The sequence below is a fragment of the Kistimonas asteriae genome (assembly GCF_018263925.1).
GTDB lineage: Bacteria > Pseudomonadota > Gammaproteobacteria > Pseudomonadales > Endozoicomonadaceae > Kistimonas > Kistimonas asteriae.
Window position 1 is genome coordinate 1 of the sequence record NZ_JAEVHF010000002.1, and the last position, 15,681, is coordinate 15,681.

17 protein-coding genes and 1 pseudogene are annotated in these 15,681 nt (G+C 50.4%); 9 read left to right on the forward strand and 9 right to left on the reverse strand.

Translation table 11 applies throughout. The features are described from left to right. The 5 genes and pseudogenes from KHS78_RS02425 to KHS78_RS02445 all read left to right on the forward strand — a co-directional run. Positions 1–122, forward strand: a pseudogene (locus KHS78_RS02425) (IS1595 family transposase); the annotation flags it as partial. Positions 123–157: 35 nt separating this feature from the next. Then, complete coding sequence (locus KHS78_RS02430; protein ID WP_211824815.1) at positions 158–1,366, forward strand: aspartate aminotransferase family protein; 1,209 nt, start codon at positions 158–160, stop codon at positions 1,364–1,366. A gap of 20 nt (positions 1,367–1,386) precedes the next feature. After that, entirely contained in the window at positions 1,387–1,812 is a 426-nt protein-coding gene (locus tag KHS78_RS02435; protein WP_211824817.1) for a type II toxin-antitoxin system RatA family toxin, read from the forward strand. A 15-nt stretch (positions 1,813–1,827) separates the two neighbouring features. Continuing rightward, entirely contained in the window at positions 1,828–2,946 is a 1,119-nt protein-coding gene (locus tag KHS78_RS02440; RefSeq protein ID WP_211824819.1) for an acyl-CoA dehydrogenase family protein, read from the forward strand. Then, on the forward strand, positions 2,946–3,752 hold the full coding sequence (locus KHS78_RS02445) for a formyltransferase family protein (RefSeq protein ID WP_211824821.1): 807 nt from the start codon (positions 2,946–2,948) through the stop codon (positions 3,750–3,752). The genes KHS78_RS02440 and KHS78_RS02445 overlap by 1 nt, the downstream gene beginning before the upstream one ends. Before the next feature lie 213 nt (positions 3,753–3,965). On the opposite strand, the gene KHS78_RS02450 is transcribed toward KHS78_RS02445, so the two are convergent. The 5 genes from KHS78_RS02450 to KHS78_RS02470 form a co-directional block, all read right to left on the reverse strand. Next, the gene (locus KHS78_RS02450; protein ID WP_211824823.1) at positions 3,966–4,340 is read right to left on the reverse strand and encodes a DUF2306 domain-containing protein; all 375 of its coding nucleotides are present in this window, start codon (positions 4,338–4,340) and stop codon (positions 3,966–3,968) included. Positions 4,341–4,423: 83 nt separating this feature from the next. Next, positions 4,424–6,385 carry a dynamin family protein gene (locus KHS78_RS02455; protein WP_211824825.1) on the reverse strand — a complete coding sequence of 654 codons (1,962 nt, stop codon included), beginning with the start codon at positions 6,383–6,385 and terminating at the stop codon, positions 4,424–4,426. A 179-nt stretch (positions 6,386–6,564) separates the two neighbouring features. Next, a complete protein-coding gene (locus KHS78_RS02460) occupies positions 6,565–7,137 on the reverse strand; it encodes a YggT family protein (RefSeq protein ID WP_211824826.1) in 573 nt (190 codons plus the stop codon). A 108-nt stretch (positions 7,138–7,245) separates the two neighbouring features. Further along, a complete protein-coding gene (gene proC / locus KHS78_RS02465; RefSeq protein WP_211824828.1) occupies positions 7,246–8,064 on the reverse strand; it encodes a pyrroline-5-carboxylate reductase in 819 nt (272 codons plus the stop codon). A 32-nt stretch (positions 8,065–8,096) separates the two neighbouring features. Continuing rightward, positions 8,097–8,792: a YggS family pyridoxal phosphate-dependent enzyme gene (locus tag KHS78_RS02470; RefSeq protein ID WP_211824830.1), complete on the reverse strand. Its 696-nt coding sequence runs from the start codon at positions 8,790–8,792 to the stop codon at positions 8,097–8,099. Positions 8,793–8,965: 173 nt separating this feature from the next. Between KHS78_RS02470 and KHS78_RS02475 the strand changes: the two genes are divergently transcribed. Then, positions 8,966–10,000, forward strand: a complete 1,035-nt coding sequence (locus KHS78_RS02475; RefSeq protein WP_211824832.1) for a type IV pilus twitching motility protein PilT — start codon at positions 8,966–8,968, stop codon at positions 9,998–10,000. Positions 10,001–10,032: 32 nt separating this feature from the next. Next, positions 10,033–11,172: a PilT/PilU family type 4a pilus ATPase gene (locus tag KHS78_RS02480; protein ID WP_211824834.1), complete on the forward strand. Its 1,140-nt coding sequence runs from the start codon at positions 10,033–10,035 to the stop codon at positions 11,170–11,172. Between the two features lie 25 nt (positions 11,173–11,197). Here the strand turns inward: KHS78_RS02480 and ruvX are convergent, their stop codons facing one another. Beyond that, positions 11,198–11,662 (reverse strand): Holliday junction resolvase RuvX, encoded by a 465-nt coding sequence (ruvX, locus tag KHS78_RS02485; protein WP_211824836.1) that lies wholly within the window; start codon positions 11,660–11,662, stop codon positions 11,198–11,200. Between the two features lie 146 nt (positions 11,663–11,808). Between ruvX and KHS78_RS02490 the strand changes: the two genes are divergently transcribed. Beyond that, positions 11,809–12,357, forward strand: a complete 549-nt coding sequence (locus tag KHS78_RS02490; protein ID WP_211824838.1) for a hypothetical protein — start codon at positions 11,809–11,811, stop codon at positions 12,355–12,357. Between the two features lie 13 nt (positions 12,358–12,370). Here the strand turns inward: KHS78_RS02490 and KHS78_RS02495 are convergent, their stop codons facing one another. The 3 genes from KHS78_RS02495 to gshB form a co-directional block, all read right to left on the reverse strand. After that, positions 12,371–12,946, reverse strand: coding sequence for a YqgE/AlgH family protein (locus tag KHS78_RS02495; protein ID WP_211824840.1), 576 nt, complete (start codon positions 12,944–12,946; stop codon positions 12,371–12,373). Between the two features lie 48 nt (positions 12,947–12,994). Continuing rightward, positions 12,995–13,870 (reverse strand): energy transducer TonB, encoded by an 876-nt coding sequence (locus tag KHS78_RS02500; protein WP_211824842.1) that lies wholly within the window; start codon positions 13,868–13,870, stop codon positions 12,995–12,997. Between the two features lie 173 nt (positions 13,871–14,043). After that, complete coding sequence (gene gshB, locus KHS78_RS02505) at positions 14,044–14,997, reverse strand: glutathione synthase (protein WP_211824844.1); 954 nt, start codon at positions 14,995–14,997, stop codon at positions 14,044–14,046. Positions 14,998–15,243: 246 nt separating this feature from the next. Here gshB and pilG point away from each other — a divergent pair, with 246 nt between their 5' ends. Continuing rightward, a complete protein-coding gene (pilG, locus tag KHS78_RS02510) occupies positions 15,244–15,630 on the forward strand; it encodes a twitching motility response regulator PilG (RefSeq protein WP_211824847.1) in 387 nt (128 codons plus the stop codon). Positions 15,631–15,681: the final 51 nt, after the last annotated feature.

Here is a 15,681-nt window from a genome sequence, read left to right on the forward strand (position 1 = left end):
ACTGTTATCGATTTAACCGGCGCTTTGATTTGAAGGCGATGGTATCAAGGCTGGGTTACATGGCTGCGCGAACCTGCCCCATGCCAGCAAGGCTTCTCAAGCTGGCTGAGCCACAGTGGTAATCAGGAAGTCGTTTGTATAAGAGTCGTTTGCATATATGAACCAGACTTATTACCAGCTCATCGATAAGATTGCCCAATATAGTAATGTTTCGAGAGCGCGTTTTGCCAGAATAATACACCTCCCAATCGAACATACAGCAGAAGGATGCATCATTTATGACCAGGAAGGTAATAAGTATCTTGATTGTGGTGGTTATGGAGTTTTTATACTTGGGCACCGTCATCCTGCGGTTGTTTGTAAGGTTGCCGAACAGCTCAATGCATTACCGATGAGCAGTCGGATTCTGTTAAATGAAACGTTGTCACAGGCCAGTGAAAAGCTGATCAAATTTTGCCCGGATCCTCTACAGTATGCATTTTTTACAAATTCAGGTGCTGAATCTGTAGAGCTGGGGCTTAAGTTGGCACGGGCCAATGGCTGCCAGAAGATTATTGCAATAACGGGTGGATACCATGGAAAAACACTGGGAGCACTGAGTGTGACCTCTCGGGATGTGTTCCGGAAACCGTTTATGCCACTCATGGATGATGTGATTTTCGTTGAGCGTAATAATATCAAAGCATTGAAAGAGAGTTTTTGCTCAAGGAAAACGGCAGTGATTCTGGAGACAATTCAAGGTGAAGGTGGAGTATATTCACTGGATCAGGAATTTGTAACGGCAGCCAAGGAATTATGTGATAAATGCCGCGGTTTACTGATCGTTGATGAAATTCAAACAGGATTGGCCAGAACAGGGTACAACTGGGATATCGAGCGCTATGGAGTAAAGCCTGATGTTCTGCTGATTGGAAAAGGTCTAAGTGGAGGTGTTATTCCTTGTGCTGCTCTTGCCGCAACAACAGAAGCGTTTGCTCCTCTTAATAATGATTTTATTTTACATAGCAGTACATTTGGTGGCTCTCCTGTAGCGCTGGCGGCAGCTATGAGTACACTGGATGTCTTGCAGAATGAAGAAATTTATAGAAAATCCAGGTCCCTGGGTGAAACGATTATCCCTACGCTTAGAGACTTGGCGAGTCGATACGATATTGATATTCGAGGTCGTGGTTTACTGATAGGAATTGATTCAAAAAGTCCGGAAAAAGCTGGCCAATTACTCATCAATTTGTTGAAGGCAAAATTATTGGCCAACTTTACGTTAGGTAATACCGGTACCATCCGCCTAACACCTTCCGCATTAATGTCCTCAAGAGAGGTCGAATGGATCTATGAAGCATGTGAATTTGCTTTTAAAAGACTGTAGTGATGCGGAGAATAGAACCTATGAGAAATGTCAGGCTATCAAAACTTATTTATCAAGATGCAGCAATAGTATTTGAAAAGATCAGTGATTTCAAAAACTTTGAAAAGCTGTGTGATGACGTTATTTCTATTGATATTGAAGAGCTTTCAGCGTGTGAAAAACAATCAAAGTGGATGGTGTATTTTAAAGAAGGCATTCTCTTATGGGTAGAGAACGATGTGTTTGAACCTGAAGAATTCAGGATTAGCTTTTCGCAAGTAGAAGGTGATCTTGATGATTTTTCTGGTTATTGGTTTGTAAAGCCTATTTCTGCTTTCGAATGTGAATTAACGTTTGAAGCGAGATTTTCTATTGATATACCTACTCTTGAAGAAATGGTTGAACCATTGGCAGCGTCGATTCTGAAAGACAATGTTCAAAAAATGTTAGATCAGTTATTCAAATAATATAGGAGTGTTGCTATGACGTATTATAGAGAAGCGGTGAATTGTTTTGATAAAACATTTGGAGGGTTAAGAGGGGCACTGGAAAATAATGATTTCATGATAAACGAATCCGCAGACAGTAATGTGATAAAACTATTCAAAGCTGCAGGAGGAGGCAATCTACTCATTAATGAATGTTATGGCGGACTTGGATTGTCAGCTATGGATAGTGTCTTAGTACAAATTGCATCTGGAGCACTGTCTCCATCGCTGGCAATTGCCAGTTGTATGCATCACTTTTCGGTAGCAACTCTTCAGGAAATGGTGAAATATAAACCAGAATGCCTGGAACAACTGTTGCTGAAAGATATTGCAAAAAATAAATTGTTAGTGGCATCTGCTTTTTGTGAAGGAGTTCCCTTTTCTGATGTGCTTGATAGTAGCATTTTTGCGACCCCCCATGAAAAGGGTTATTTGATTAGCGGAATAAAGGAGCCTTGTAGTCTTGCCTATGAAATGGACATATTAAGTGCAAGTGTAAAAATCGATAAAGGTAATAAGTCTGAGCTGTTTGTGGTGATCCTTCACAAGAATGTAAAAGGATTGTCGGTAAGGTCTTATTGGAAAGCGCCTTTCTTTCAAGCTAGTCAAAGTGAATCAATCGTATTGGAAAATGTCTATGTACCGAAAGAAATGTTATCACGTCTTGATGTGGGGACCGTTGATGATGTTAGTGCGACAGGGTATATATGGTTTGAGATGTTACTTTGTGCGTCATATCTAGGTATGGCATACGGCCTGTTGGAAAAAGTGAATAAATTAACATTAATACCTCAGAATAATGCTGTGCTGATTTACTCAAAACTTGAGTCATCCGCAATGTTGCTTGCTGCAATAGCAACTGACTCTTTTGAGAATAAAAAAATATTGCTTGGTAAGGTTTTTCTGTGCCGGTACTGTCTTCAAAAAAGTATTATCGACACTGTTAATAAGATTGTTAGTTTTGTTGGTGGAATAAACTACTTAAACAATCCATGCTATGCAATGCTTGTACAAGCCATCCAGGCTTTTAATTTTCACCCTCCGGGTAATCGAGTTTTAATTGAAAATATACTTGAGTATATAAATAGTCCGATTGTAGAGGTTGGAAAATAATGAATTTGGCCTTGTGTAATGTAGAAAGTATATCTACGCGAATGGCAGTGATTAGAGCAATACGGGAACATCATGCCTCTATAAAGCTTGTTATCTTGAGCAATGTTTATAATGAAAAGAATGGCGGTTTCGTAAAGCAGCTTGCTACTAATCTAACAAAGAGGGGGCTTGCTTTTACAGGATATTTGTTTGTTAGTTTTTGTTGGCCTTCTATAATTCGTCGTTTGGCAAGAATCGTTAAAAAAAATAGCATGATTTCTGTTGAAGAGATTTGTGAGAGGTTTTCGATACCAGTCATCAGAACTAACAATGTTAATGCTGATAATATTGCTGCTCTAATTAGGGAGAAAGATATAGATATAATTACAATATTTTATTTTGATCAGATACTAACTCAGCCGCTAATCGACTCAGCTAAAATAGGTGTTATTAACTTTCATCCATCCTACTTGCCTAAATGTCGCGGCTTGTTTCCTGTTTTTTATAGCTTTTTATTTAATGGTGGGAAATTTGGCATTTCAGCGCACTGGGTGGATGATACCAGAGTTGATGCCGGACCAATTATTTATCAAGTAGAGATTCTCAATGTGTCGGGCAGCTCTATTATTGAACTGGAACGAAAGATATTTTCCAGATTTCCACAAGTATTTAAGACAGTTATCCATGCTTGGATAGATAGGGATTCTTTGATTAAATCGCATAATCATAAAGAAGGTAGTTATTTCTCATATCCAACACGATATGAAATAAATGAATTAAAAAAAACAGGTTTGGTTTTTTTTAGCCTCAAGGACTTTTTCCGCTAATGATTGAATAAAAGGCATGTGTTGAAGCTGTTGATGTGTGCTTATCCAACAGTGTATTGGCCAAATGAAGCCTGCGCGGTGTTTATGTCTCACGGAATTGTCATGTAGACTGCCAGGAGGTGCACTCAGGCTGTTTGGTGGTAACATTTGTCATGCCGGATTTGTTCGAATTATTGTAAGTCTGGAAAGTCAAAAGGAACCGACGAAGCGGGTCTAGCCGCCAAAGAATAACTGGTTTAGATAACGTCCGGGCGCAAGTGTGCCGATGCCTGCACCGATAATTCCAACATAAGCGCCGACCGCATAGTATTTGTGCTGTTTGATGTTGTGCTGCCAGGCTGCCACGGTAGAAATGATTACACAGATGGTGATCCAGACCGACAGGATATGAATAGGACCGAAGCTGAGCCAGAGTGGCATGAAGCTCTTTATCCAGAAAGACGACAGTGCTGTTATCAGCATTGCCGCCATCCAGGAGCGGCCAAGGTAACGGTGCGGCAGGGTTCCTTTAGGGAGGGCCAGCTGTAAACCGCCGACCACAAGGGCATAGAGGGCGGCCGCAAGATGTATTGCGGTGGGTGTATTCATTGTATTTTGAGGCTGTCACGGTAGATGATACAGCATAGCCTGTAGCAGATTATTGGTATGTCATTCGTGGAGTGATGGCCTGGTCAAGCCATCACCGGTCGCTCATGAAGAACCACCACATTGCTGGATTTGGCGGAATTGATCCGCTGTCGGGTGTTTTTCAGAATATGGTCAATCTTCACCAGCTGATGTTCAGTATCAGCCATGAACTCATCCAGTTTACCCAGTAACTGTTTGTGATTGGCGTTATCCCGGTTCAGGGTTTTGAGTTGTACCAGCTGCCGCTCCAGCAGTTGTTTTTGCTCCAGTGCGTGCTGGGTCAGTGGTAACAGTGCCTGGTCTGCCCATTGGTTGGCATCGGTTTCTATACGTTCATGCAGGGCAATCACTTCACGTACCAGTGTATTGAAAAAGCGTCGTATCACCAGATGCTGTTCCGTTAATACGGTACTGAGTCGTTTACGGAAGTGATCCGCTTTATCTTGAAGAGCATTGAGTTCTTTCAGGTAATCGTCGGTCAGGAACAGCGGTGGAGGCAGCGTATGACTATCCGTGTCGACGTGCCGTTCATAAATGGACTGCACCAGCCGGTTTGCCAGACGCGCCTCAATGCTCAGTTGATGAATATCATCCTGCACATAGAGGAAAAAGCGGGTGATGGTCTGGTTGATACCAACGGTGGTCAGGCTTTTCAGCAGCAGTGTATGAACCTTCCTGACACGCTCCTGAAACATGGCTGTCCGACAGGCCCGGACCAGCGCCCTGCCCTGCTGCTGTACCAGGCGACGGCTGGATTTTAACGCCAGCAGCCGTTTGTGGTGCTGGTTGTACTGGGTGCGCGTCTGCTCTGTCAGCTCTGCGACCAGTAGCTGATCATCCTTGCGGCTGCCGTTGAGCTGTCGCTGTCGGGTATAAAGATCCTGAAGACGTTTTTCCAGTAGTTGACGACTGTTGTCCAGCAGGTGGTGCAGATCATTGACGACACAGTCGTCCAGTACCTGCTCCTGATGATGAATCAGCTCATGACTGAGTAGATGCTCCAGCGTTTCTATTCCGCTGTTGGCGACGAGTGCTGGATGGCCTTTCAATTTTCCAGTCAGCGCCTGACGGGCACTGACGGCGATAATCTCGTCGGCTCGAAGCCCAAGCTGGCGTGCGGATGTATCCAGAATAATGGATCGAATGTCCTGCTGCTGGGCTGGGGTGAGTAGTTCATCGTCCAGCAGGTCAATCTTGTTCAATACAGCAAACAGGTTGGTGGGGCGATTCTGCTGTATGACCTGGATCGGATCCTGCCAGATGGCCATATCACTGGCGGTGACGCCGGTATCAGCGCTCAGCAGATAGATGATAGCGTCGGCAGAAGGCAACATGTTCAGGGTCAGTTCCGGTTCCAGACCGAGGGCATTCAGTCCCGGCGTGTCCAGAATGCGTATACCCTTGCTCAGCAGGGGATGGTCAATATTGATCAGGGCGTGTCGCCACGCAGGGATCTTTACGCTGCCATTTTCCGCTTTGCTGAACTGCAGGTGTTCCGGTTCAAATCCCAGCTGCAGGGCTTCTTCTTCGGAGACTTCAAGGGTTTCTGCCACTCGCGCCAGAGCATCGGCCAGTGCTGTGGCGTTTTCCATTGGCAGCGGAATGTCGTGCCACTGTTCCTGATCCTGCCGGAGTTCTGCGAGAGACGTCGCCTGTAGTCGGGTTGTTATCGGAAGCAGCCTGATTGAGGTCGGTTTTCCCGGCTCATGAAACAGTTCTGTTGGACACATGGTGGTGCGACCGGCACAGGAGGGCAACATCCGTGCATGCTGGTTGCCGAAAAACAGGGCGTTGATCAGTTCGGTTTTACCGCGGGAGAATTCACCGACAAAGGCGATGGTGATGGTCTTGCGGCGCAGGCTTTCGTTAGCCTGTGAGAGACGGCGATCCAGCTCGGGCGTCAGCAGGTGATTATGGACTAGCCACGACTGGTAGCGGGTGACTTGGGCGAGTAGATGCTGTTTCCATTCAATAAAGGCGTCAAACTGTGATTCCAGTTGTCCCATGACGCGATCCCCCTCACCCTTCGACAGGCTGCGTAGTTATTGTTCGTGAGCAGATAGCGGGCAAGATTATATAGTGATACACAGGGTGAAGGCTAACTGTCTGGTCAGGATTAGTGATGGGCAATAAAAAACCCGTAGACAAAGCTACGGGTTTTTCAGCGCAGGTATTTCGGGGGAACTTATAACCCGGGAAGTCCTGGAATGATGGCTGGCAACGCGTTCTTGATCATGACAATTAGGATAACGAGGACCATCAGGGAGAAATCCAGTCCGCCCATCGGAGGAATGACCCGGCGGATGCGGTTGCTCAGCGGTTCAGTCAGCTGATGCAGCAGGGTCAGTGCCGGGTTATAGCTACCCGGCGCCACCCAGCTGGCGATGGCAATAATGATCAGGCTGAACATGTAAATATTCAGCAGGGTATTCAGCAGTTTGAAGATGGAAATCGCGAGTACCTGCCCTACCGGTATCACCGAGGGAATGTAGCCATGAATACCCAGCAACAGATAGACAATCACAATCTGAACCAGCAGAGCCAGGATCAGGGCTGCGACATCCATTCCCTTGAAGCCGGGAATCAAGCGGCGCAGCGGATTCAGTAAGGGCCCCGTGACCTTTACGATGGCCTGGGAGATGGGATTGTAGAAATCCGCCCGTACCAGTTGCAGCAGAAAGCGGATCAGCACAGCCATAACAAACAGGCTGCCGACAGTTTCCACCAGGAATGACAGAGAGCTGGTCAATGGTGACATGTAATCGGTAACTCTTAAGTAGTCCGGATTCTCACACTATGGGGATGCTGCATGCGAGTTGCAACAGCCCCGCCTAAATCTTATCCACAGTGAACGATGATGGGAATGTCAGTCCTGTTTGGCCAGTTCCCGGGAGCGCTGCTCGGCCGCCTCAAGGGCTGACTGTACCAGTGCACGAAATTCACCTTGTTCAAACGTATTGATGGCTTGCTCGGTGGTACCGCCAGGCGAGGTGACGCGCCGACGCAGTTCGGCAGCCTCGGCATCCCCTTCGGTTGCCATACGCGCTGCGCCGAGCGCTGTTTGTAAAGTCAGTGCTGTGGCTGTCTCTGGTGACAGGCCCAGTTGTTTGCCGGTATTAATCATGGACTCCATCAGGAGAAAGAAGTAGGCCGGTCCGCTGCCGGAAAGCGCCGTGACTGCATCAATAGCGCTTTCTGAATCCAGCCACCGGCTGATACCGACAGCATTCATGACAGTCTCTGCCAATGTTTTCTGCGCTTCTGATACCTGTGGGTTGGCATACAGGCCACTGGCGCCGCAGCCAACCAGCGCCGGGGTATTCGGCATGCATCGGATGATGGGCAGTTCACCGCCACTCCAGTCATTGAGGCTACTGATGGTGATGCCGGCGGCAACGGAAACCAGCATGGGCTTGGCCGTCTGAAGTGCTGACGTCAGTTCCGTAACCACCGTCTTCATGACCTGAGGCTTGACTGCCAGAATGACGACGTCTGCTTCCAGTACAGCGGCATTGTTATCGGCAGCGATCTTTATACCAAACCGCTCTTTCAGCGATTGCAGCGCCTCCTGGCCGGGGTCGGAGGCAATAATGTGGTCAGGATCGTAGCCGTTGCTGATCAGTCCGCCGATGATGCTGCCGGCCATGTTGCCGGCGCCGATAAAGGCCAGGGTTGCTGTGGTCATGCTGCTGTTCCGGTTCGTTATGTCATCAGGAATTACGAATAATTGCGCGCGCCAAACAGTGCGGTGCCAATCCGTACCATCGTAGCACCCTCTGCTATCGCGGCTTCCAGGTCATCACTCATCCCCATGGACAGAGTGTCCAGATCCTGTTCAGGCCAACGGTCCTGAAGCGTGGTCAGTACTTCTGACATGGCCCGGAATGCGGCATGTTGTGCTGCCGGATCATCCGTCGGTACGGGGATCGCCATCAGGCCACGCAGTTTCAGGTTGGGTAGCGTAACGATCTCTGCCGCCAGTGTCTGGACATCTTCCGGCGAAACACCGGATTTGGTGTCTTCATCACTGATATTCACCTGAATGCAGATGTTCAGTGGTGGAAGGTGCTCTGGGCGCTGTTCGTTCAGGCGCTGGGCGATTTTCAGACGATCGACACTGTGCATCCAATCGAAGTGTTCTGCCACGGCACGCGTCTTGTTCGACTGCAGGGGGCCGATAAAGTGCCAGCAGAGGCCGTCGAGGTCCTGGAGGGCCTGAATCTTGTCGATGCCCTCCTGTACATAGTTCTCACCAAAATCCCGCTGGCCGGTATGCCAGGCATCACGCACCAGTCTGGCCGGCTTGGTTTTGCTGACTGCCAGAAGCTTGACGGCGCCGGCTCTGCCACAGGCGTTTTCTGCGGCATGAATCCGGTCACGGACCTGTTGAAAATGGGTTTCAATTGCAGACATGGCTATGTAATGATACTTCCCGTCTTTGCCGGGTACGGCTGAAAACCGCAAGAATACCACCACCTGCGTGGAAAGAAGAATCAGGCCGTGACCTAGCTATTCTTAAAAGAAATGCTGAAGGCGCTTCGTGTCATTGCGCCTGGCCAGAGAATAACAAGACCCCGGGGGGAGTCATGGACATTACCGAGCTGCTGGCGTTTGGTACCAAACAGGGCGCGTCCGACCTGCATCTGTCTGCAGGCCTGCCGCCCATGATTCGTATCGACGGCGATGTGCGCCGGATCAACCTGCCCGCCATGGACCATAAACAGGTGCATGGCCTGATCTACGACATCATGAATGACAAACAACGCAAGGACTATGAAGAGTACCTTGAGACGGACTTTTCCTTCGAGGTGCCGGGGGTGGCCCGTTTCCGGGTTAACGCCTTTAACCATGGTCGAGGCGCGGGCGCCGTATTCCGAACCATTCCCAGTAAAGTGCTCTCCATGGATGATCTGGGGATGGGGCAGATTTTCAAGGATATCTCCGTGCTTCCCCGGGGCCTTTGCCTGGTGACCGGGCCAACCGGTTCCGGTAAGTCCACGACGCTTGCGGCCATGCTGGATTATGTCAACGAGAACAGATATGGCCACATCTTGACGGTGGAAGATCCGGTCGAATTCGTGCACGAGTCAAAAAAATGTCTGGTCAACCAGCGGGAAGTCCACAGGGATACCCTGGGCTTTGATGCTGCACTGCGTTCAGCGCTGCGGGAAGACCCTGACATCATCCTGGTGGGTGAGATGCGGGATCTGGAAACCATCCGTCTGGCGCTGACGGCAGCAGAAACCGGGCATATGGTGTTTGGCACCCTGCACACCACGTCTGCTGCGAAAACCATTGACCGTATCGTTGACGTCTTTCCCGGTGAGGAAAAGGCCATGGTGCGCTCGATGCTCTCGGAATCCCTGCAGGCGGTTATCTCCCAGGCGCTGCTGAAGAAAATCGGCGGTGGCCGGGTAGCGGCTCATGAGATCATGATCGGTACGCCTGCGATACGGAACCTGATCCGCGAGGACAAAATAGCCCAGATGTACTCTGCGATTCAGACCGGGGGTAACCTTGGCATGCAGACGCTGGACGGCTGCCTCAAGAATCTGCTCCAGAAAGGGATTGTCAGCCGTGAAGCCGCGCGTTCGAAGGCGAAAATTCCGGACGATTTTTAACGCACAATCCACACATAAAGCGAGATAAGTGAATGAGTCATACGGATCTCAACCCCTTGCTGAAGTTGATGGTGGATAAGCGCGCCTCGGATCTGTTTATCACCGCTGGCATGCCGCCCTGTATGAAGGTGGCGGGCAAGATTATACCGGTCACCAAAAATCCCATGTCGCCTGAGAAGTCCATGGAAACGGTGCTCGGTGTCATGAGCGAGAAGCAGCAGAAAGAATTTCACACGAATCACGAATGTAACTTTGCGATCAATGCCAGCGGCATCGGACGGTTTCGGGTCAGTGCATTTTATCAGCGCAATCTGGCAGGGATGGTGTTGCGCCGGATTGAAACCAAAATTCCAACGGTGGAGGAACTGGGTGTTCCGGAAGTCATAAACCAGCTGGCTATGACCAAGCGTGGGCTGATTATCTTTGTCGGTGCCACAGGCCACGGTAAGTCCTCTTCACTGGCGGCGATGATTGGCCACCGAAATGAAAACAGCCACGGCCACATCATTTCCATCGAAGACCCGATTGAATTCATCCATCAGCATAAGGGTTGCATTGTCACCCAGCGTGAAGTGGGTATTGATACGGAATCCTTCGAGGTCGCGCTGAAGAACACCCTGCGTCAGGCGCCGGATGTCATCATGATTGGTGAGGTGCGGACGCGAGAAACCATGAACTATGCCGTTACATTCGCAGAGACCGGCCACTTATGTCTGGCAACCTTGCATGCGAATAATGCCAACCAGGCGCTTGATCGTATCATTCACTTTTTCCCATCGGACCAGCATCAGCAGGTCTGGAATGATCTTGCGCTCAATCTCAAGGCAATCATTGCCCAGCAGCTGGTCAAAACCCCGGATGGCAAAGGGCGTAAAGCCGCTACGGAGATTTTGATCAATACACCGCTCGCCTCTGATATGATCCGCAAAGGAAATGTGCACGAACTGAAAGGATTAATGGCGCGGTCGAATGAAGTCGGGATGCATACCTTCGATCAGTCGTTGTATGAACTGTATAACAATGGCGAAATCACCTATGAAGACGCCATCGCCCATGCTGACTCTGCCAATGATCTCCGTCTGATGATCAAGCTGGGGTCAGAAACAGATGCTGAGCATCTCAATTCCATGTCGAGCGGTCTTAGTATTGAGAGCGACGAAGATCCGCATTAAGGGTGAACCATTCGCCCGGATAGCGTCATGGTCTGGGCGTTTCTCTGATTAACCAGCAGGCGTTGGCGGGATCATTCATCCAGCTCTCCAGAATCATTTGTGCCGCCATACTGTCGACAGGGTTGTCGCCGTAGCTGCCGGTATGGCCCAGTCTTCCTGCCCACTCTTTCGCTTCATACGTGCTCAGTCGCTCATCTGCCGCATGCCAGGCTTTACCGAATCGACCGTAAAGCCGGTTGCCAAACTTGCGGGCTCGCTGTGACATTTCAGACTCGGTGCCGTCCATATTCAGTGGCATGCCGACGACGAATGCATCGGGTTGCCATTCTTCAATCAGGCGCGTCACCTGCTGCCAGTCAGGGATACCGTCACGGGCCTTCAGGCCCGGTAAGGCGGTTGCGGTGCCAGTCACAGACTGGCCGATGGCAACACCAATGTTGCGGGTGCCGTAGTCAAACGCCATCAGGGTTCTTGCGGGTTCTGCTTTCATGGGTCATGTATAGCCGGGGATGAAGCGCGGATTATATGACAGACCGGTCATCAGTGCTGCGGAATAGCAGATTACAGCTATGCTGGTGGTTCAACTGCGTTATTTCCCTCTCCCTTTTCGTCCCAGGTTGTAGTGAGGTACGGATTATGGACAACCATGAATTTATTATCCGAGAGCTGCTTGAAATGGGTGTGGATGTCACGCCCGGTTACCCGTTTGCCGCCTGCTTTGTGGATGCAGCTGATCGGGTTGTGGTAACGGCTTGTAGCGCCTGTCACATAAGCCCGATCTATACCGCAGAGGCATTGGCGGTGCATATGTTATGTACCCGCTACAGCGCCCGGGATGGGCAGGCGTTAACGCTGTTTTCAACCGCCTTGCCTGAGCCGGTTGGATTAGGCGCGATTCATTGGGCCAATGTGATGGGCTACAACATTAATCAGGTTGTTTATGGGGCTTCGCGAGAAACGATCAGTCAGATCTGGGGTGGCGATAAGGAAGTGGCATGCTCTGAGTTGATCGGGCAGTTAAAATCTTCAGGTATCGAAATCACAGGCCCGGTTATAGAAGATGAATGCCGCAATGTCTTTGAGATGGGCAAGGGGCTGATTGATGGCGGAGAGTGTCCGGTATTGTCATTGGAGCTGGAAGATTTCTGGATGGCTGGAGACTGGCTGGATCTGGATATTGAATAACGTCAAGTTGTCTTCAGGCATGCCCGGCTTCATGGCTGAGTAGATCAAGATTCACACCAAGCTTTGCCGCTGCCTTGATCAGGCGCTGGTCAATAGGGGTATTGAAAAGAATATCGGTATCTGCCGGGCAGGTGAGCCAGGTATTCTGGGATATTTCCTGCTCCAGCTGGCCGGCGCCCCAACCGGCATAGCCTAATGCGACCAGTGCCATATCCGGCCCTTCGCCTTCTGCAATGGCTTGCAGAATATCACGGGACGTCGCCAGTGACAGGGTGTCTGTTACCGGCATGGTGGCGTTCCAGCGTCTGTTGTCGCGACTATGAAGAATGAATCCGTGCTCAAGGTCCACAGGGCCGCCGGCGAAAACGGTATCGTGGAAATGGGATGAGCCGGGTGCGATGGTAATGTCGATATGCGTGAGAACATCACCCAGGCACAAACTGGTCGGCCGGTTGATAACCAAACCCATCGCACCCTGCTCATTGTGTTCACAAAGATAGGTCAAGGTGCTGCTGAAATTCGGGTCTGCCAGCTGAGGCATTGAGATCAGAAACTGGTGACGCAGGCTGTTACCCGTTGACTGATTCATGGGGCGTATCCAGATGATGAGTGAACCGCCTGCAGCAGAAAAGGTCGCTTAGCCGCTGTATAACCGATCACCGGGTTCGAAGCGCCAGGTCCGGATGATTTCGATGATATCCTTCTCACGTAGATCTTCAGGGAATGGTGCAAAAGGCGCGGCCAGCTCAACAATCCGGATAGCGGCATCATCCAGAACCTTGTGACCGGAAGAGCGCAGAACCTCTATTTTGTTCAGGGTACCGTCCCGGTTGATCTGGACAGCCAATTCCAGCTGGCCATACAGTTTCTTGCTGCGAGCAGATTCAGGATAGTTGATATTACCGATCCGCATGACTTTCTTGCGCCAGGCTTCCATATACCAGACGCCGTCGCTCTGCCGTGTTGACGCGGCGTTGAGACGCAGGATGCGGGGGCGCTTGGCATAGGCGTTGCGCTGCTCATAGAACTCCGCTTCCAGGCTGGCGATTTCAGCACGCAGATCGATTTTTGGGCGAGGCGCGTTGTTTTCCCTGACTGGGCTTTCTTTCTGCTTGCCGGCGCCCTCTTTGATCCGTTGATTCGAAATGGCGGCGGTCACCTTGAGGGAGGTGTCCAGCGTTTGTCTCTGCTGTTGTTCGGTTTGTTCCCGCAGTTCGACCTTCCTGATCTCGTTATCCTGCACCGGTGCTGGTAGCTGGTCGCTGGAGGGACGGGCTGCTTCTTCCAGGCTACCGCTGCCTTCCTGGTTGACCTGGGCCAGGTAGTCCGCCTTTTCCGGCGCTTTTTCACTTTGGAAACTGGCCAGGGTCACTTCGATGGTTTTGGCGGGTTCGGGATTGTCGTGCAGCGTGAAGCCTACGCCAAGAATGATGAGCGCATGCAGGGCGACTGCCAGGAGCAGGGTAAAGCTTAATCGGTCTGCTGTTGTGACCGGTGCCGTTGCTTGTGCCATGTTTGGTGGACTTGTCTTGTTATCCATACCCCGGGGATCAGGGTTACTGCAGTGACTTTCACTCTGCCAACATCAAGCGGAAAAGTCCATGAAGTGTGTGCCGGAGTATGACAGGCTAAGCATTTTATTGTTCTTTGTCTGGCATCGGGGAGGATGCCAGACCGTCAGATACATCAGGCCAGTTGTCGTTTTTCGGCAATTTTATCCATCAGCATGTCGGCTATGCTGATATCGAACTGGGTATCCAGCTCCCGGATACAGGTTGGGCTGGTGACATTGATTTCGGTAAGATAATCACCAATCACATCCAGTCCGACAAACAGTAACCCCTTTTCTTTCAATACAGGGCCAACCTGCTCGGCAATCCAGCGATCCCGGTCAGAAAGTGGCTGGCCGACACCGCTGCCGCCAGCCGCCAGGTTGCCCCGGGTTTCGCCTTCGGCTGGAATCCGCGCCAGCGCGTAAGGTACCGGCTCCCCGTCAATCATCAAGATTCGCTTGTCGCCTTGCTTGATCTCGGGAATAAACTTCTGCGCCATGATCTGGCATTGGCCACGCTCGGTCAGGGTTTCCAGGATCACGCTGACATTGGGGTCATCTGCTTTAACGCGAAAAATAGACGTGCCACCCATGCCGTCCAGCGGTTTGAAAATCACATCCTGATGACGTACGGCGAATTCACGCAGGCGGTTCATGTCCCGGCTGACCATGCAGTCAGTACAACATTGGGGGAACAGGGTCGCGAAGAACTTCTCGTTATAGTCCCGCAGGCTCTGGGGTTTGTTAACGATCAGGGTGCCGGCCCGTCCCGCCTGTTCCAGCAGATAGGTGCTGTAGATGAACTCGTTATCGAACGGTGGATCCTTGCGCATCAGGATCACATCCAGCTCCGCCAGTTTGCGGATGGCGGGTTGTTCCAGCGTAAACCAGTCCTCAGGATCGGCCCTGACGGTCAGCTCGCACATCGACGCCTGTGCGACGCCATTCTCCTGGAACAAGTCGCCCTGCTCCATGTAAAACAGTTGCCAGCCCCGTTTCTGGGCGGCCAGCAGCATGGCCAGGGAGCTGTCTTTCTTGTAACTGATGGCGGCAATAGGATCCATCACAATGCCGAGCTTGATGGTCATTCCGGTTCTCTGTGCAGATAATGGATGGCGGCATTGTACCAGATGTAAAGTCTTGAATAGCCCCTGTTTCGGGCTTTTGTTTCTCCCCCTTTCCGGTTCCGATCATCGGATGATGAACTTGTATTTACCGTGACGTGGTCAGTAGAATGCCGTAGTAATGTATGTTAAAAAGTGGCTTCTACGCCGCAAGGCAGACAATAACAAGAAGCATGGCAGATGCACTGACCCGGTAGGGAAGGGCCAAGAATGAGCGATAACTTTGAGAATCTGCGGATAATGGTCATTGATGACAGCAAGACCATACGCCGTACTGCAGAAACGCTGCTCAAGAAGGTCGGCTGCGATGTTGTCACCGCCATAGACGGCTTTGACGCGCTGGCCAAGATTGCCGATACCCGTCCGCATATCATCTTTGTCGATATCATGATGCCTCGCCTCGATGGTTACCAGACCTGTGCCCTGATCAAGAACAACAGCACCTTCAAGGGCACACCGGTCATCATGCTGTCGAGCAAGGACGGGCTGTTTGATAAAGCAAAGGGGCGCATTGTCGGCTCTGACAAGTACCTGACAAAACCGTTCAGCAAGGAAGAGTTGCTGGATGCGATACGGGAATATCGACCGGCGGCATAAACGCGGCGCTTGCAGCCAGAGCCAGGCTGCGGTCATAACCAATAAACAAGC